Source organism: Sphaerochaeta sp. (assembly GCF_050178175.1).
In the GTDB taxonomy this organism is placed as follows: domain Bacteria; phylum Spirochaetota; class Spirochaetia; order Sphaerochaetales; family Sphaerochaetaceae; genus Sphaerochaeta.
In genome coordinates, this window is the sequence record NZ_JBFXGH010000041.1 from 1 (window position 1) to 17,946 (window position 17,946).

The following is a 17,946-nucleotide window of genomic DNA, read 5'->3' on the forward strand; positions in this document are numbered from 1 at the left end:
TTATATCAGGGGTGGGCAACACTATACACCAGGAAGGTTTACCATGCCTGCGGATTTCTCCGCAGTAGCCTTCCCCCTGGTGGCTGCCACACTCAGCAATTCAGATTTGCTTTTGACCTCTCTTGATTTTCAGGACAGCCAAGGGGATAAACGCGTGATTGATATCTTACAGGCAATGGGTGCCCATGTGGAAAAAGACGCGAAGGAGGGGACCCTCAAGGTAAAGGGAGGGGCAACCTTGCAGGGAGGTCTTACAATCGATCTTGGTGATATCCCTGACTCCTTGCCTGCACTCGCAGTTGCCGCCACGCAAGCACACGGGGTTACCACCTTCACCAATCTTGGCCATGTACGCCAGAAAGAAACCGATCGTGTAGCTGAGATGACAAACAAACTCAATGCATTGGGTTGCAATCTGGAGATAGGGGAGGACTCACTTGTGGTGAAGGGCCCTACAAAGGTGAAAGGGGGAACTGTTGGATCTTCAGGCGATCACCGAATTGCCATGGCAATGGTGGCGCTTGCCCTCGCCACTGAAGAAGGTCTGACCGTTGAGGATTCAGCGTGTGCTGCTGTTTCCTTCCCCGGCTTTTTTGATGCCTTTCGCACCTGCGGGGCAGATATCAGGGAGCTGGATGCATGAATAGGAAAAAGGTCACCATTACTGATGTCGCCAGGGCCGCAGGGGTCTCCATTGCAACGGTGTCCAGGGTTGTGAACCATGCCAACCGTGTGAACCCTTCTGCAGCAAAACGGGTACGCGAGGCAATGTCCGTCTTAGGGTATGCACCCAAGAAACCCAAGAGGCCACATGCCATGATTGCACTGGTGGTTCCCACCCTGGATAACCCTTTTTTCTCTTCGGTTGTGGAGGGGGTTCTTTGCCAGGCAAATCAGGAGGGAGAAACCCTCATGGTTCTCTCTTCGGAGGGTAGTGCATTGCAGGAAGAGAAGAACCTTCATAGAGCTGCAAAGCTTTGTGTGGATGGTCTTCTGTTCTGCCCCCTTAGTGATACCTCCTCTCCGTTGCTGCCTGCATTGTTTGCGGTATCCACCCCGATTGTGATCATCTATCGGCACGATTATTGCGATTTCGCAAGTCATATCTATTATGACAATGAGAGGGGAGGATATCTTGCAGCAAAGTACCTCTTGAAGGCTGGACATCGTCAGATTGCCTTCTTCGCGAGTTTCTGGGGTAAGGGACCGGATGACCTGCTCGATTTCCATGACAGGAGACTCTTGGGGAGTTATTCTTCCCTCGATCGCTTGAAGGGATACCAGAAGGCATTGAGCGAATATGGACTAACGATACAAAGGGAACTTCTCTATAGTACGGGGTATACCTATGAGAGCGGGTATGCCATGACCAAGCATTTTCTCTCCACCCTCTGTGATTTCACTGCAATTATCTGCTGTAATGATTCCGTTGCAGCAGGTGTTTTACAGGCACTGAGGGAACAGAATATCGATGTACCGAGGCAGGTCTCCGTGATTGGATACGATGCATCCTTCCTCAGTGATATAACCCGTCCTGCACTGAGCAGCATACACCAGGACCCAAAGCTGTTGGGCAGGAGTGCATTCGGGCAACTCCAGGCAAGACGTAGGGGGGAAGGGAGGATGGATGTCATCCTCAAGCCAAATCTTGTTATCAAGAGTTCAACAGGGCAGTGTGCACCCAGGGCTTAGGGATCCGCATCCGATGGTGAAGAGAACGTAATGGGGTAAATCGAAAAGGAAGCCGAAGAAAACAAACCAACGGTTCCCCTTTATAAGTTACTTGGAGTAAAGCTCTACAACCGCTGATTCAGTGACATCGTAATCGATATCGCTCCTCACCGGTAGGCGGACTACCTTTGCTTCCAGCGTACCTTCATCAAATGCCAGCCAAGCAGGAATGTTCCTGTTCTGGGTGAGTTTACGTAACCTGAATGCCTGTTTGCTTGTTTCCTGGACCGAAATGACATCCCCGACTTTCAGTGTTGCCGAGGGGATGTCCACTCGCTTCCCATTCAGCTTTAGATGGCCATGATTGATCAGTTGTCTGCCTTCCCTTCGGGTGGTTGAGAGTCCCAGGCGGAATATGGTGTTGTCAAATCTGAGTTCAAGCAAGGTGAGTAGGTTTTCTCCGGTGATCCCTTCAATTTTCTCTGCTCTTGCGTAAATACGCCTGAATTGTTTTTCCAGTACACCATAGATGAAACGCAGTTTTTGTTTCTCTATGAGCTGACGCGCATACACGCTTTGCTTGCGTCGTCGGGTCGTAGTCTTTGTTCGTCTGATGCTTGGTTTGTGGGAATAGCCCAGTACCAGGGGATCGATTCCCAGATAATTGCATCTCTTGAAAACAGGGGTTCTTGATATTGCCATAGTGTATTAGTACCACCTAATCGATTATTTTATTAGCCAAGGCTAACAAATACTATCTATACCAAGTATTTCCATTTGTTGCAAGATATCAGCAGGACAGTTGGATTTACATGTAAGCACAGTTGTACCTGAAAATGAAAAAGAGGCACACCGTAATGCTGTGCCCCTATGTGAGCCGACTGTCAGGATTGAACTGACGACCCCGAGATTACAAGTCACGTGCTCTACCGCTGAGCTAAGTCGGCTTTGACTCTGTGCACTATATCGACAGAGGGGAAATCTGTCAAGAACTTGGGGAAAAACGCCAAGCAATGAGAGAAATCAAGAATTTTAACCAAGCAGGTTGACAAAACAGTGCTAAGTTTGTAATGTACCAGTGTCTTTTGGCATGGAGAGGTTCCCGAGTGGCCAAAGGGGGCAGACTGTAAATCTGTTGGTTATACCTTCGAAGGTTCGAATCCTTCTCTCTCCACTTGGAGGCCTTCTTCTTTGAGGAAGGCCTTTTTCCTGTCTGAATCGTGAAAAAGGGGTGTCGATGAGTTGCTTCTATGAGGATGGCTTGCGGTTTTCTTGTGTAGAGGGTTGCCGCTATTGTTGCAGCTGTGAACCGGGGTATGTATTTCTCTCGCAACCAGATCTTGATCGACTTTGTGCCCATACCGGTATGGATGAGCAAGCATTCATAGAAACCTATTGCCGAATGGTTGATATGGGTGCATTCTCCATGATCAGTTTGAAGGAAAAACAGAATTACGACTGTGTGTTCCTGAACGAAAAGGGTTGTTCGGTATACGAAGGACGACCCAGGCAGTGTAGGACCTATCCGTTCTGGATGAGCATACTGGAGAGCGAGGAACATTGGGAAGAAGAGAAAAAGTCATGTCCGGGAATCGGAAAGGGGAGGCTCTATTCCAAGGAAGAGATTGATGATCTCATGAGGATAGATCTTCAACAAAGCCCGATCATACGGGATTAGGGAAAGCGATGGCAAAGATTTCGGAATCGGTACTTGAACAGATCAAGGCACGAATCCCACTCAGTGAGGTAGTCTCTGATTATGTCACCTTGAGTGCCAGGGGTGGAAGGCTTTGGGGCCTCTGCCCTTTCCATGAAGAGAAAACCCCGTCCTTTTCCGTAGTTGATGAACAAGGGTTCTATTACTGTTTCAGTTGCAAGAAAGGCGGCTCGATGTTCGACTTCCTCATGGAGATGGAGAAGGTGAGTTTTGTCGAGTCAGTCAAGATGCTGGCAAGAAGGGCAAACATTGAACTTGCAGATGAGACTGAAGAGGACCGAGGTAAGCGTGACCTGAAAGAGACCTTGTTTGAGCTCCATGACAAGATTGCTGGATCGTTTCACTACCTTCTGGTGAATTCTCGACAAGCAGAACAAGCCAGGGCGTATCTGAGAGAACGTAATGTCAGCGAGGAAATGTGGGAACGATTCAACCTTGGCTATGCCCCCTCTGATGGACAATGGTTGTATGCATTCCTCCGCAAACACCATTACAGCGATGAACTCCTCAAGCAGAGTGGTCTCTTCAGCCAGAACAATCCCCGTTTCCCGCTGTTTCGTGACCGATTGATGTTTCCCATCCGTAACTGGCAAGGCAAGACGGTAGCTTTCGGTGGGAGGGACCTTTCAAATACCTCGAAGGCAAAGTACATCAATACCCCAGAGACAATGATCTACAGCAAGAAACACAACCTGTTTGGCTTGTATGAATCACTTGAAACCATCAAGAAAACCCAGAAGGCGATACTCTGTGAAGGAAATTTCGATGTGGTGGCACTGCATCAGAGTGGTTTCACCAATGCAATGGCTCCATTGGGTACATCCTTTACTGAAGACCAGGGTAAGTTGCTCAGGAGATATTGTACCTCGGTGCAGATTCTCTTTGATAGCGACAGGGCAGGGCGGAGTGCAGCCCAGAAAGCTTTGGTCATTGCCCAGGATTTAGGCATGGAAAATTCTGTGCTCATGCTCAAGAGTGCAAAGGATGCCTCAGAGTTGGTGCAGGAGAAAGGGGAGGAAGCCCTGCAAAATGAGCTGCAACATGCAGTTCAAGGGTTTCATTATCTTGTAAACAATGCGGTAAACCAGTATGATACACTGACGTCCAAAGGCAAAACCTCTGTATTTCATGCGGTTCGGCCATATTTGGACGTCACACAGTCGTCGATTGAGAAGCAGGATCTAATAAAAACCTTGGCTTCCCTGTTGAATGTTGACGAGTCGTCAATTCTTGACGATTATTCACGTAAGGAGCGGGTTGTTGCGAAACCGGTTGCAAGGAATGAGGGGAGACAGATCCGGGCGTTGAATCCAGCGACCATTTCTGTTGATTTGTATGCAATGCTGACACTGGTCAACAACCGGGATTTGTATTTGCAAACACGATACAAATTAGCTGTTGAGGACTTGGAGGACAGTGAGGCTGAAGCTCTCTACGATGTATTGGAGGAAGCTGCACGGGAAGATGTCGGAAAGCACGATGAGTATATCTTGCAGATGATTGAAGACCCGCAATTGCGAAGTGACGTAGCATCGTCCTTTGCAATGGAGGAATTCCGGCTGGCTCCAGCTGAGGTTCTCAATGAAGCAGTGAATCGAATTCAACTGCGTAATTATGAGAAGCGTCGTTTAAGCAATAAACGACTTTTGGATATTAGTCTTCAGGACGGAACTGAGGATGAAGGGATTGAGGAACTGCTTCGGGAGAAGACTGAGATTGATGCCAAGATAGCACAACTCAAGCGTACTCTTGGACAGGAGATGTAAACAGGGTAGGTAAGAAATACAGATGCTTGATGAAACTATTTCGCAGACCATTCTCAAGGACATGGTAGCGCGCGCAGCAGAGACCGGACAGGTGACCAAGAACGAGATACGTAACGCTCTTGGGCCGAAACATGCCACGGATGAGGCTGTCGATGAAATCATGCAAACACTCAGTGAACTGGAAATTGATGTCACAGAGAGTGAGGATGCCCATGTTGCTGGTGTTTTCCCGGACGGTCCGAATCCCGATGAAATCGATACCGATGACCTTGATGATGAGCCGGATGACCTTCTTGATGATGATGAGAGCATCACGGTTGATGACTTGATTGAACATTTTCCTGATGAACATACCAAGGATGATGAAGAGAAGTCCAAGAAGAAAGCAACACATGGGTCTGATAGCGATGCGGACGATGACGATGATGCGCTTGATGAAGATGATGAGGAAGATGATTCCATAAAGAGTGACTGGACTGCCTTAGGTACCGATGATGATTCGGTAGGGGGTGGTGAACGCTTTGTTGACATCTCCAGCCTGGAAGAACGGGATGGGGACAGCGATCATGGCAGGCACAATACAATCCTCGGTACCGATAAGAGCGATACCAGTGGTGATGATCCCATTCGCTTGTATCTCAGGGAAATTGGGAGGGAGAACCTCCTGACCGCTGAACAAGAGGTTGAGCTGAGCAAGAAGATGGAAGACGGAGCCTTGATCATCAGGGAAGTCATCCAGGAAAGCGGTGTCATGATTACCCGTTTCTATGAAATCTTCAAGACACTCAACCTGAAAATCGAGGGGCAGGAAGAAGAGTACAGCGCAAAGGATTATAAGGAACTTGTTACGATACAGAAGCGTTTCAACCAGTTCTACAAGGAACCCTTGAAGGAAGTTCAGGCTGGCCTGAAGAGCTATATGGGCAAGAAGGAGCAGATGATCAGCACAGGCGAGGATATCTTGCGTGATGAGGAACTCCTGAAATCAAGGAAGGCCCTGCTCAAGAAGCTTGGAAAGATTGAACTGCAACCAGAGGAAATCACCTCCTTCACCCATGACTTCATTGATGCAGAGAACAGGATTCGCTCATACAAGGAGAAGAAGCAGCAACTGGAAAATAAGTTGCATATAACCAACCCCAAGGAGCTTCGTCAACTTGGCCGTGACCTTGCAACCCAGGGTAAAAGTACCATCATTGAGGAAGAGCTCCATCTCAGCAGTGATACAATCAAGGACCTGATCAGGGACTTACAGCTTACGGAGAAGGACCTGAAACTGATAGAATACCAGTTCCAGGATACATGTGAGAATATCCTGATTCATTCCACCAAGATCAAGTATGGTCAGAAGATGATGAAGGATGCGAAGGATAGGTTGATCAGGGCAAACTTGCGTCTGGTAGTCTCCATCGCAAAGAAATATACCAACCGAGGCTTGCACTTCTTTGACTTGGTCCAGGAAGGCAATATTGGATTGATCAAGGCAGTTGAGAAGTTCGAATACCGTAAGGGTTTCAAATTCTCGACATATGCTACATGGTGGATCCGCCAGGCAATCACCCGTTCGATCAGTGATCAGGCAAGAACCATCAGGGTCCCGGTACACATGATAGAGCAGATCAACAAGGTGGTGCGGGAGTCAAGGATGCTTATGCAGTCCCTGGGTCGCGAACCTACCGATGAGGAAGTGGCTGAGAAGCTGGGCTGGACCGAGATCAAGGTCAAGGCAGTCAAGAATGTTGCCCGTGAGCCGATCAGTCTTGAGACTCCAGTCGGTGAAGAGGAAGACTCCTTGCTCAGTGATTTCATTGAGGACAAGGAAGTGGAGAATCCCGCCACGCAGACAGCATATTCGCTCCTGCAGGAACAGCTGAAGGACGTTTTGGCTACACTGCCTGCAAGAGAGCAGGAAGTGCTGAAAATGCGATTCGGACTTGATGACGGGTATTCATTGACACTCGAGGAAGTTGGGTTGTATTTTGAGGTAACAAGGGAACGTATCCGCCAGATTGAAGCCAAAGCTTTGAGACGGCTCCGGCATCCAAAACGAAGCAGGAAATTGAAGGATTTCATTTGAGAGATACAGGGAGAAGATGATGGAAGAAGCAGAAGTATTTGCAAGACTCAACCAGCTGCAGGAAGACCTTAGTGACCGGTTTGCGCTTGAGGATGAGATTGTCAAGTTGCCAAGGGATTTGAAGGTTAAGCAGGAACTGCTCGACAAGATCAACCTTGAATATATTGAGGAACATACGAAAAGTGAGGCAGCGAAGGATGATCTGAAAAGCCTTCACATCCAGTATGATGATGCAGTATTGGCTCGTGAAAACTCTGAGAAGCAGATGGAGTTGATCAGTACCCAGCGTGAATTTGAGGCGTTGGAGAAAGAGATCAAGGATGCTGCAACAAAGGAACAGAGCCTGCTCAAGCAGTTGCATGTGAAAGAGAAGCAGGTCAATGAGTATAGTGAAAGCCTTACTGAGAAAGAGCAGTTGATGTCACTCCAGAAACAGGAAGTTGACAGCGAGGCAAGCAAGATTGAAGCCCTGCTCGATGAGAAGAGGAAGAAACTGGAAGCACTGGAGAAAAAGTGCCTGAGTTACATTGGCGGTGACATTGATGAAGACTTGTACAACAAGTTCTGCAATATTGTGAAGAACAAGAAAGGAAAGGGGATTGTTCCCATCCATGGATTGGTATGCCAGGGCTGTCATATTGTTCTTCCAAATCAGTTTGTCAATGAAGTCAGGGCAGCAAAGGAAATTGAATTCTGCCCGTACTGCAGTCGTATCCTCTTCTATGAGGAAGCTGAAGGTGCAGAAGAGAAGTTCCGCAAGCATGTTGAAGATGTGGATATCGAGGAAGGCGGTCTTTCCGACTTTGTCGATAGCAGTGAATTCGACGATTTGCTCTAGGTTTTTTTCAAGGTAGGCTAGATGATCGCGGGCGGCTACCAGCCGCTTGAGGAAAGTCCGGGCTCCATAGGACATGACGCCGGGTAACACCCGGGAGCGGTAACGCTACAGAGAGCACCACAGAAAAAATACCGCCGGTTTTCCGGTAAGGGTGAAAAGGTGGGGTAAGAGCCCACCGCACCACTGGCAACAGGGGTGGCAGGGTAAGCCTCGTCAGGAGCAAAACCAAGCAGCAGGTGGGTTGTCCGCCCTGCACCTGCGGGTCGGTTGCTAAAGAGCCTTGGCAACAAGGTTCTTGGATAGATGATCATCACAAACAGAACCCGGCTTATTGCTTGCCTTGTTTTATGCTAGACAGGAGAACAGAGGATGAAGAAAACACGATTGTGGAAGCTCCTTCTGTTCTCCTTTTTTCTTGTTTTGCTGTTTTCTTCCTGTGCAAAAGATGCTTCCTCCTTGCAGGAACTTGCACAGCTAGGGGAATGGGAAGCCTTATACGATTCAGCAAAAGAGGATTTCAGGGAAACCTACAGAAGTGGCAGTCTCTACTATCTAGCCCTTGCGCAGGCTGAACTTGGTGATAACGAGTCTGCATTGCAGAGCCTGGATCTGTATCAGGAGATAACAGGTGAGGAAGGAGCCAGTATGGCGGCCCGGAACCTGATGCTTATTCTTGCTGACCGTGAAGGAAATGCAGAGCTTGTTGTTGAGCAAGCTGCGTTCCTTGATGAGGCCGGAGCCCTGGGGACACAGGGAGCGAGAGCCTACTATCAGGCGCTGATGGCCCTTGGTCGTTCTCAGGAGGCAGCCATGGTATTTGCCACCTACCTCAGGCAGCAATTGGATGACAGGGAGTATGCACTCTTGCTCCTTGAAGCGGAAGCTCCGCTTGGACAGATACGGGATGCTCTTGGTGAACTGGAAGATGGGGAAGCGGTGTCTCTGCTTGCGGCCATTGCTTCCAGGCTCCCCTCAAAGGCTTGGGCACAGACGCTGGTCCCCCTTGCGCAGGAGTATGAGCAGGCTGACCTGAGCCCACAGGAGAGACAGGTGCTGTATGCATCTTTGGCAACACTTTGTACGCAAGCAGATTTCAGGGTTCTGGCCAATAAGTACCAGACCTTGTCAATGGAATGAATACACAGAGAAAGGATTGGGAATGGATATACTTGAGGCATTAGCCGACGATCTGGTAATGGTTGCACAACCAAGCCGATATACAGGTGGGGAATTCCACTATGGCAAGAAGGACATGGATGATGTGGATTTCCATGCAGCAATCTGTTTCCCTGATCTCTATGAGATAGGGATGAGCAACAATGCCGTGAGAATACTCTACGATCTTCTGAACCGGATGGACCATGTGCATTGTGACCGGGTTTTTTCCGTTGCCCCTGACTTTGAGGAATTGCTGAGAAAGAAACAACTTCCACTCTATACTCTGGACCTGCACAAGCCATTGCATGAGTTGGATTTGTTGTGTATATCCATCGGGTATGAATTATGTGCCACCAATATGCTCCAGGTACTCGAACTGGGGAATATCCCTCTCAGGAGCAAGGACCGCGGGGAAGAGCATCCCATTGTCATTCTTGGAGGCCCTGCGGTAACCAATCCACTGCCATTCTCACCGTTTGTGGATTATGTTTTCATCGGTGAGGCCGAGGGTGGCTTGGAGCAGGTGGTCCAGACCATGAGAAAAGCCAGGGGGCAGGGCTATGGAAGAGAGGAAACACTCAAGATGCTCCAGGAGTTCCCGTTTCTCTGGTCACCAGAGAAGAAGCGGGCCTTGCGATTCATTGATGACTCCTTCGGCATCAAGCGTGATGCACGCTACCAGCACTATGTGGTCCCCTCGTTCAAGGTAGCGCAGGATAATGGTGTTGTGGAGATCATGAGAGGATGTCCCAATGGCTGTCGCTTCTGTCATGCAGGACAGTATTACAAACCATATAGGCAGAAACTCTATGAAACCATCAAGGATGAGGTAACTCAGTATGTTGATACTCTGGGATACCGGGAGGTAACCCTCAGCTCACTCTCCAGTGGGGACCATCCCTATATCAAGGAGATGATCGAGACTCTGAATGCAGAGTTTGCTTCCAAGCATGTCTCCTTTGCCCTGCCCAGCTTGAAGGTCAACTCCTTCTCCTTGGGAATCCTGGAGCAGTTGAGTGAGGTTCGTAAGAGTGGGCTGACCTTTGCCATCGAGACACCCAAGGAGTCATGGCAGCTTGCCATGAACAAGCCTGTCCCCTTGGAACAGGTTATTGGCATCGCCAAGGAGGCGAAGAGCAGAGGGTGGAAGTTGGCTAAATTCTACTTCATGATCGGGCTTCCTGTGGTCGACCGGGAGGAAGAGAACCAGGCAATTGTGGACTATCTTGGGGCAATCTGGGATGAGACCCATATACGGATGAATATCAACGTCGGCACATTCATCCCCAAGCCGCATACGCCATTCCAGTGGTGTGCACAGCTCACTCCTGAACAGAGCTACCAGAAGCTGAGCCAGTTGAAGAAAATGATCAATGAGCGGATCAAGGGTTGCAAGGTAAGTTACCACGAACCGGGCATCAGTTATCTTGAGGGTCTGATCAGCAGGGGAGATGCACGGTATGCGGATGTAATTGAGAAGGCTTATCAGAAAGGGTGCCGCCTTGATGCATGGAATGAGTACCTCCAGTATGATCTTTGGAAAGAGGCCATTGCTGAAGCTCCCTACAACCCAGAGGAAGCCATTTTCAAGGATTATGATGTAGATGAGGAGTTGCCCTGGGATTCTGTTTCCCTGCGTGTAGGAAAGAAATTTCTCAAGGAAGAGTGGGACAGGGCGAAGAACTTGCTCCTGAGTGATCGTTGCTACGATGTCTGTGAACATCAGTGTGGGGTATGCTCAACTGCCCATCAGGTAGTGGATGTAATCCATAAGGATCCCCTCCTTGAGCAAAAGAAAGATGAGAAACCTGTAGAAACTGACCCACTCCAGCCAGTCCAAGCCGATACGGTGCAGACGGTAATCCGCTATTCCAGACATGGCTCTGCGCTCTATGTAAGTCATATCAATGCAATGAGAAACTTTGAGATGGCATTCCAGCGCTCAGCGCTTGATGTACAGTTCACCCAAGGATTCAATCCCAAGCCGAAGCTTGAGTTTGTGAACCCGCTTTCCATTGGAATCGCTGGTGAAGAAGAGGTAATGCTCGCTGAATTGGTGGACGATGGAACGCTGGATGAGGAAAAGGTGAGGGGTGAGTTGCAACAAACCCTCAACGGAGGGTACACCATCCTGGATGTATTATTCCTGAAGGGACCGAAAAAGCAGACACTTGCCAAGCACCTGAAAGGAAGCTTGTTCAGCATCGACACCAAAGGGAAGGAGCCCTATACAGAGATCTTGGAGAAACGCTTGCATGAATCTGATGCATCCATGCAGGTAACCAAGGGAGATGCACCTCACCAATACATGGTTCGTATTACCGGGGAACGCAACCTGGTCAAGTTGCTCTTCGGTTCTGATGTTGACAAGTTCCTGATTGCAAGCAAGCTTACGATCAAGCGAGAGAAGCTCTTTGCAGGATCTTGGGATACTGGATACGTAGAGTATCTACGTACCATCGAATAGCTGTTCGGTTCGCATCAGGCAATCGTGTGGTCCCACCATCATCAGGATATCTCCGGCGACCATTCGTTCAAGCGGTCCCGGGGATAGGTTGATCACCCCATCCCTACGGATGGCTACGATGGTGGCACCGGTTTCCTGCCAGAAACGCAGTTCCCCCAGGTTTTTCCCGATAGCCTTGCTCTCCTCAGCTATGGTGTATTCATAGAGGGGAAATGGATTGGATTCCCGGAATCGGTTGTTCATGGTAAAAAGCTGTTTTGCAGTGGAATACAGCTCACGAGTCAGGGACTCCTGCTCGATCAGGATTTCCCTCATTCTTTGCAACAGGGATCGCCCTTCATCATGCTTTTGATGTTTCCTGATATAGGTTTTTGCCTTTTCTGTACTGAGTACACGAACACCGCTGTTGTGCATGACATGAACCACCTCGAGCTCCTCCAGGAGGGCGAAGGCTCTTCTGATGGTCTCAGGGGATACTCCGTATTCACTGGACATGAGTGAACGTCCAGAGAGCCGAGTCCCTTCATCGATCTCATTATTGGCAATTCTTTTTGCAATATCATAGGCAATTCGTTCGTAGATGGCTCCGCCTTCTTTTTTTCGTTCTCTCTTTGCACGAGTGTTCTTATCTGCTGTACTATCCATACGCCATTCCTTCTAGTGGGTTTCCTCGCTCTTGACCACCTGCCAAAGCTGATCCATCTCATCAAGATGTTCCTGATCCAATGGTACGTTTTTTTGCTTTGCCAGTTGATGGAGCGCATTGAAACGGCCACGCATCTTCTGGTTTGAACGATGCAAGGCAACCGAGGGATTGTAGCCCAGGAACCGGGTAAGGTTGACGGTGGCAAATAGCAGATCTCCCAGCTCCATTTCCAAGTCTTCATCCGAATTATCCTGATGGTCTTTTGCCTGCAATACTTCGCTGAGTTCTTCCTTTACCTTTTCTACCACTCCATCCACATGTGGCCAGTCAAACCCGACTTTTCGTATCTTTTTCTGGATCTCATTGGCCATTTCAAGGGGTGGGAGAGAGGATGGTACCCTGCTGAAAAAATCATCATCCTTGCTCTGTTTGCCTTCAATATTGGTCTTGATGGAGTCCCAGAGGTCAATGACTTCACCAGAGGAACTGACTTCAGCAGTGGAGAAGACATGGGGGTGTCTTCTGATGAGCTTTTCACAGACGTCATTGAGTGCCTGGACAACAGAGAACTCATCTTGTTCCTCTTGGATCTCCAGCAACATCATTGCATTGAGCAGCACATCGCCAAGCTCTTCCTTCTGTCCAGGGAGGTCATGTCTAATAACCTCATCAATATACTCATAGGTTTCGTCAAGCAGGTTCTCTGCAACACTTTTTGATGTTTGTTCCCTGTCCCAGGGACAGCCATCCTTGCTCCTGAGCAAAGTGACAATGGTATGCAGCTGCATCAGAGCGTCCTGTAAAGCGTCTTTCTTTTCGAAGGTAAAGTCAATCATAACCGTCAGTATAACAATTCCTGACAATCTTGAGAACCAATAGGCCACAGTGGTTGACATGTAGTGCATACTGTATATACTGTATATGAACAGAAAGGAGAAAACAGCCTTGGACATCATTCTTTCGAATGCAAACCCCGACCCCATCTATGCACAAATTGCAGAACAAATCCGTTCTCAGATTGTTTCTGGGGTCTTGAAGGAGGGCTCTTTGCTTCCATCCATCAGGGTGTTGGCAAAGGAACTGAGGATCAGTGTCATCACCACAAAACGAGCGTATGACGAATTGGAGAAGGAAGGATATATTCAGACCATTGCGGCAAAGGGAAGCTATGTAGCTTCCCGCAATCATGAGCAGATAAAAGAGGAGTACCTGAGAAAAATTGAGGAACATATGAGGGCAATCATGTTGCTCGCAGATTTCTTGGATCTCGGGGAAGATGAACTTGGAATGATGTATGCGTTGCTGAAACGGGGAGATATGTAGAATGGAACAGGCTGTCATATGCAAGGATGTGAAAAAACACATAGGAAACTTCACCCTTGAATACCAGGAATTCTCGGTAACACAGGGTACGGTGCATGGTCTCATAGGAGCAAATGGGAGTGGCAAGACCACAACGCTCAAGCTTCTGCTTGGATTATTGCGCCAGGATGCAGGAGAAGTTTCGGTTCTGGGCAGTAGGGATATTGGGTTGGATGACCGGACAAGGAACTCCATAGGATTCATGGTGGAAGATGCAGGCATTCCCAGCATGCTGAACCCGCTTGAATTGGGACGTGTGTTTCAGGGGATTTATTCTCTTTGGGATGCTTCCTGTTACCAACAACTCCTGAGACAATTCCATCTTGACCCAAAGAAACCCTACAGGAAGTGTTCAAGGGGCATGAAGGTGAAGACGCAGCTGGCAATTGCACTGAGTCATCGGTCAAAACTCCTGATTCTCGATGAGCCAACCAGTGGACTGGATCCTGTGAGCAGGGATGAGATTATAACGTTGCTCTCCCGTTACAGTGAAGATGAGGATCACACGATCCTTATCAGCAGTCATATCACCAGTGATCTGGAGAAGCTCTGCGATTATGTGACATTTCTGGAAGACGGGAAGATTCGGTTATCCAGTGAGAAAGATGAACTGCTTGAACGGTATCGATTGGTTCAGATCCCATCCACAAGGATTGCTGATGTTGAACCCAATGCGATAAAGGGCAGAAGAGATGGCCGGTTCCAGAGTGAGTTCCTGATGAGAAGTGAGGATGTTCCTCCGTTTGGGGTGGTCCAACGGGTTACCTTGGAGCAGATCATCATCATGCTATCCAAGGGAGGAGACTGGTCATGAAATCAGTAATTACTTTGATGTTGAAAGATTGGTATGTATTGAAGAAACGCTCAGGTATTACCTTGTTCATTGTTCTCTTCTTTGCGGTATTTGCTGGGTTGCAGGGTGGATTTCTCAATACGGCAATGTGCACCATGATGATGATTATGCTCACTCTTACCACATTTGCCTATGATCAGGGTGATGGTTGGGAAGCGTATGTCTCTGCACTTCCTGTTTCCAGGAAGGCGGTGGTCCAGAGCAAATATCTGTTTGGACTTCTTACGGTTGCCGGTTCGATTCTGTTGGTTCTGGCCTCCACTGTCGTCTTCAGGGGATTTGAGGTTGCGATACTACTCAATGCATTGGCTGTTCAGCTTTTGCTTGGGCTATTTTTCCTTTCCTTGAACTATCCCCTTATTCTCAGATTCGGTTTTGAGAAGAGCAGGGTGTGGTACATTCTGATCACGTTTCTCATCATGGGAGCTGGGGCAGCACTCACCACTGTTGCTTCAAAATCAGCCCCCCAGAATATTGCATCTGTTACCTTGATTGCAGGAATACTGGTATTCAGCTTATTGGTGATCAGTTACTTTATTTCACTCAGGATCATAAATCGCAAGGAATTTATCGAAATTTGACTATGAAATAGTAGTAAAAACCGGACAACATATGGTACTACAAAGCAAAGGAAGGCTGCCATGTGTGGAATAGTCGGATATATCGGTAATGAGGATTCTTCGCCAATCTTGCTTGAGGCTTTAAGAAGACTTGAGTACAGGGGCTATGATTCTGCAGGTATTGCAGTCATTTCCAAGGAACGGAACCTGCAAGTCAGGAAGATCAAGGGAAGGTTATCCAATCTTGAACTTCTGGTCGAACAGAATCCTGTTGAGGGCAGCTGTGGAATTGGGCACACCCGTTGGGCAACCCATGGAGAACCCAGTGATTTGAACAGCCATCCACACACTGATGTTTCCCAGAGCATTGCTGTGGTGCATAACGGTATCATCGAAAACCACAGCCAGCTACGTGCCTGGCTCGAAAAACACCAGGTGTCTTTCTCCAGCCAGACCGACAGTGAGGTCATAGCACACTTGATCGACTTCCACTACAACGGTGACCTCTTGCTTGCAGTCAGGGAGTCTGTGGCGCGTCTCGAGGGCTCCTATGCGATTGCCGTGGTCTGTGCGGACCAACCGGATATCCTGGTGGTTGCAAGAAAGGACAGCCCGCTGGTGATCGGCAGGGCAGAAGGAGCAACCCTGATTGCGAGCGATGTCCCTCCGTTGCTTTCCCATACCAGGGAGGTCCAGTATCTGAACGATCTGGATGTTGCGGTTCTTTCCAAGGATTCAGTGCATATCTATAATCTTGAGGGGGAAGAACTCTCCCGTCCATGTGAGACCGTCGATTGGGACATGGAAGCAGCTGAGAAGTGCGGCTACGAGCATTTCATGCTCAAGGAGATATGTGAGCAACCAAAGGCACTCGGCGATACGCTCAGGCCAAAGCTCGACAAGCAGGGAAAGCTGTCATTACCAGCGGATATTGAATCACTCATCAAGGATGCCAGCCATCTCCTGATCACCGGTTGTGGTACTGCCTACCATGCTGCAATGGTTGCTTCCTATGTCATAGAACAGGTTGCAGCAATCCCTGTTGAGGTGGTGATCGCCAGTGAACTCCGTTACAAGCGACATATCCGAAAAGAAGGGGAAATATGCATCCTTATCAGCCAAAGCGGGGAAACTGCCGATACGATCGCAGCACTCAGGATGCTGAAGAATCTTGGCATACCGACGTTGGCGGTCACCAACGTGGTTGGTTGTACACTCAGCCGTGAGGCGGACAAGGTGCTGTATACCAATGCCGGGCCTGAGATCGCCGTTGCATCGACCAAGGCTTTCACAACCCAGTTGCTCAGTCTGTTCTCCTTGGCCACCTTGTTGGCGAAAGCTGAACAGTCGGCCTTGCTGGAAGCCCTGCAGCAGCTTCCCAGCCAAGCACAGCGGTTGCTCGACCGACAGGAGGATATCCAGAGGTTTGCGGCAAACCAATTCAACAAGACCAAGGTGTTCTTCATGGGGAGGCTGGTCGATTATGCCATCAGCCTGGAGAGTGCCCTGAAACTGAAGGAGATAAGCTATACGCACAGTGAAGCGTTTGCTGCAGGAGAGCTCAAGCATGGACCTATAGCGCTCGTCGACACATCCACATTGGTGGTGGCTCTCTGTACCCAGCCTTCGTTGTTTGCAAAAATGGATTCCAATATCAAGGAAGTGAAGGCGAGGGGAGCAACAGCACTGGTTATTACCTTCGAGCAAGTCCACACCTTCGATGAAACGGCTGATACGATATTCCGTATTCCCCAGACACACCCTCTGTTCAGTCCCATTCTCTCGGTAATGGTAAGTCAGCTGTATGCCTATTACTGTTCTGTACAGAAGGGAAATGATCCTGACAAACCGAGGAACCTGGCAAAATCGGTTACCGTAGAATAACTGGTATTTCCAGAGATTTTACGTATTCATATACTCGTTTCTTGACTTGTACTTTTTCATGCCTCACCATGTAATGGATTACATGAGCTGGAATAAGTATTGAGCTGTTCCAGTAAGGAGGCAGAGAAAGTGAAAGCGCTGAAGATTATTGTATTGGTACTACTGTCTGTGGTAGTCATCGTATACGGTATGGCATTCATGGTGTATCGCGGTGTGAACAATACCTTGCTAAACCAAGCATACTACCATGCGGTTGTCAGTGACAATGAAATTGCCGCATTGGTGCATGATGAGATCGCCAGCATGATCCCTGATATCGTCCGCGATGGTCTGACCGGTGGGAAAACCATCACGGATCCTGTCGAGAAAGCCGGTGTTGATGCACAGGTGGACTTGCTCAGCGCTGCAATCATCGATGCCCTGGGTGTTGATTGGATCGAGGATCAGGTGTGTATGGTCACTGACGATGTGGTGAACAGCCTCACTGGTGAAACCGGGAAACTGACAGCAGTCATCGATATGGTCCCAAGGCTTGATGAGATCGAACAGAATATCGCCAAGGGGTTGGAGCAGTACTCCGATATGGAGTTGATGGCTATGTTCGGGGCTCCAAAGGCCTATATCCCGGTAATTGCTGAACAGATTGTCGGCGGGCTTGGTCTGCCGCAAACCCTGGTGATTGAGGATCTGGTAAACGACATGGCTCCGGGAACCATCACCATGGTCAGGGGCTATCTGTCACTCATGAGCACCTGGCTGGGATTGCTGGTCATGATAATCGTTTTCCTGGTATTCCTGATTCTCTGCATGCTTCTGTTGCAGCGAAGCAGCGGGTTGCAATGGTTCGGAATCACCACAGCGCTGAGCGGTGCATTGTTCCTGATCATTAAATCGATGTATTCAAGCCTGGATAGGATCGGGAATCTTGCAGGTATTGATTTTGGATC

At 48.7% G+C, this 17,946-nt stretch carries 16 protein-coding genes, 2 tRNA genes and 1 other RNA gene; 15 read left to right on the forward strand and 4 right to left on the reverse strand.

Annotated features, from left to right (window positions below):
* On the forward strand, positions 1 to 643 hold a 643-nt coding region (locus AB7S66_RS06330; RefSeq protein ID WP_428518612.1), incomplete at its 5' end, for a 3-phosphoshikimate 1-carboxyvinyltransferase.
* Positions 640 to 1,692, forward strand: a complete 1,053-nt coding sequence (locus AB7S66_RS06335; protein ID WP_428518613.1) for a LacI family DNA-binding transcriptional regulator — start codon at positions 640 to 642, stop codon at positions 1,690 to 1,692. The genes AB7S66_RS06330 and AB7S66_RS06335, both read left to right, overlap by 4 nt.
* A gap of 87 nt (positions 1,693 to 1,779) precedes the next feature.
* Here the strand turns inward: AB7S66_RS06335 and rpsD are convergent, their stop codons facing one another.
* Together rpsD and AB7S66_RS06345 are read right to left on the reverse strand one after the other, a co-directional pair.
* Positions 1,780 to 2,373 (reverse strand): 30S ribosomal protein S4, encoded by a 594-nt coding sequence (gene rpsD, locus AB7S66_RS06340; RefSeq protein ID WP_428518614.1) that lies wholly within the window; start codon positions 2,371 to 2,373, stop codon positions 1,780 to 1,782.
* 173 nt (positions 2,374 to 2,546) lie between these two features.
* Positions 2,547 to 2,618 (reverse strand) — tRNA-Thr (locus AB7S66_RS06345).
* A gap of 145 nt (positions 2,619 to 2,763) precedes the next feature.
* On the opposite strand from AB7S66_RS06345, the gene AB7S66_RS06350 reads away from it, so the two are divergent.
* The 8 genes from AB7S66_RS06350 (at position 2,764) to AB7S66_RS06385 (ending at position 11,694) form a co-directional block, all read left to right on the forward strand.
* Positions 2,764 to 2,845 (forward strand) — tRNA-Tyr (locus AB7S66_RS06350).
* Positions 2,846 to 2,908: 63 nt separating this feature from the next.
* On the forward strand, positions 2,909 to 3,349 hold the full coding sequence (locus AB7S66_RS06355) for a YkgJ family cysteine cluster protein (RefSeq protein WP_428518615.1): 441 nt from the start codon (positions 2,909 to 2,911) through the stop codon (positions 3,347 to 3,349).
* An 8-nt stretch (positions 3,350 to 3,357) separates the two neighbouring features.
* Entirely contained in the window at positions 3,358 to 5,154 is a 1,797-nt protein-coding gene (dnaG, locus tag AB7S66_RS06360) for a DNA primase (protein ID WP_428518616.1), read from the forward strand.
* 22 nt (positions 5,155 to 5,176) lie between these two features.
* Complete coding sequence (rpoD, locus tag AB7S66_RS06365; RefSeq protein WP_428518617.1) at positions 5,177 to 7,231, forward strand: RNA polymerase sigma factor RpoD; 2,055 nt, start codon at positions 5,177 to 5,179, stop codon at positions 7,229 to 7,231.
* 19 nt (positions 7,232 to 7,250) lie between these two features.
* Positions 7,251 to 8,069 (forward strand): zinc ribbon domain-containing protein, encoded by an 819-nt coding sequence (locus AB7S66_RS06370; RefSeq protein WP_428518618.1) that lies wholly within the window; start codon positions 7,251 to 7,253, stop codon positions 8,067 to 8,069.
* Between the two features lie 8 nt (positions 8,070 to 8,077).
* An RNA gene (rnpB, locus tag AB7S66_RS06375) (RNase P RNA component class A) lies at positions 8,078 to 8,416 on the forward strand.
* A gap of 22 nt (positions 8,417 to 8,438) precedes the next feature.
* Complete coding sequence (locus tag AB7S66_RS06380) at positions 8,439 to 9,206, forward strand: hypothetical protein (RefSeq protein ID WP_428518619.1); 768 nt, start codon at positions 8,439 to 8,441, stop codon at positions 9,204 to 9,206.
* Between the two features lie 22 nt (positions 9,207 to 9,228).
* The gene (locus AB7S66_RS06385) at positions 9,229 to 11,694 is read left to right on the forward strand and encodes a TIGR03936 family radical SAM-associated protein (RefSeq protein WP_428518620.1); all 2,466 of its coding nucleotides are present in this window, start codon (positions 9,229 to 9,231) and stop codon (positions 11,692 to 11,694) included.
* Here AB7S66_RS06385 and AB7S66_RS06390 read toward each other — a convergent pair.
* Entirely contained in the window at positions 11,677 to 12,339 is a 663-nt protein-coding gene (locus AB7S66_RS06390; RefSeq protein ID WP_428518621.1) for a TrkA C-terminal domain-containing protein, read from the reverse strand. The two genes, AB7S66_RS06385 and AB7S66_RS06390, sit on opposite strands and share 18 nt — an antisense overlap.
* A 12-nt stretch (positions 12,340 to 12,351) precedes the next feature.
* On the reverse strand, positions 12,352 to 13,176 hold the full coding sequence (mazG, locus tag AB7S66_RS06395) for a nucleoside triphosphate pyrophosphohydrolase (RefSeq protein WP_428518622.1): 825 nt from the start codon (positions 13,174 to 13,176) through the stop codon (positions 12,352 to 12,354).
* An 85-nt stretch (positions 13,177 to 13,261) separates the two neighbouring features.
* Between mazG and AB7S66_RS06400 the strand changes: the two genes are divergently transcribed.
* The 5 genes from AB7S66_RS06400 to AB7S66_RS06420 form a co-directional block, all read left to right on the forward strand.
* Entirely contained in the window at positions 13,262 to 13,663 is a 402-nt protein-coding gene (locus tag AB7S66_RS06400; protein ID WP_428518623.1) for a GntR family transcriptional regulator, read from the forward strand.
* A gap of 1 nt (position 13,664) precedes the next feature.
* Positions 13,665 to 14,516, forward strand: coding sequence for an ATP-binding cassette domain-containing protein (locus AB7S66_RS06405; RefSeq protein WP_428518624.1), 852 nt, complete (start codon positions 13,665 to 13,667; stop codon positions 14,514 to 14,516).
* Entirely contained in the window at positions 14,513 to 15,136 is a 624-nt protein-coding gene (locus AB7S66_RS06410; protein WP_428518625.1) for an ABC-2 transporter permease, read from the forward strand. Before AB7S66_RS06405 ends, AB7S66_RS06410 begins: the two co-directional genes overlap by 4 nt.
* Positions 15,137 to 15,196: 60 nt before the next feature.
* On the forward strand, positions 15,197 to 16,999 hold the full coding sequence (gene glmS / locus AB7S66_RS06415; RefSeq protein ID WP_428518626.1) for a glutamine--fructose-6-phosphate transaminase (isomerizing): 1,803 nt from the start codon (positions 15,197 to 15,199) through the stop codon (positions 16,997 to 16,999).
* A 129-nt stretch (positions 17,000 to 17,128) separates the two neighbouring features.
* The coding region (locus AB7S66_RS06420) for a hypothetical protein (RefSeq protein WP_428518627.1) at positions 17,129 to 17,946 on the forward strand (818 nt) is incomplete at its 3' end.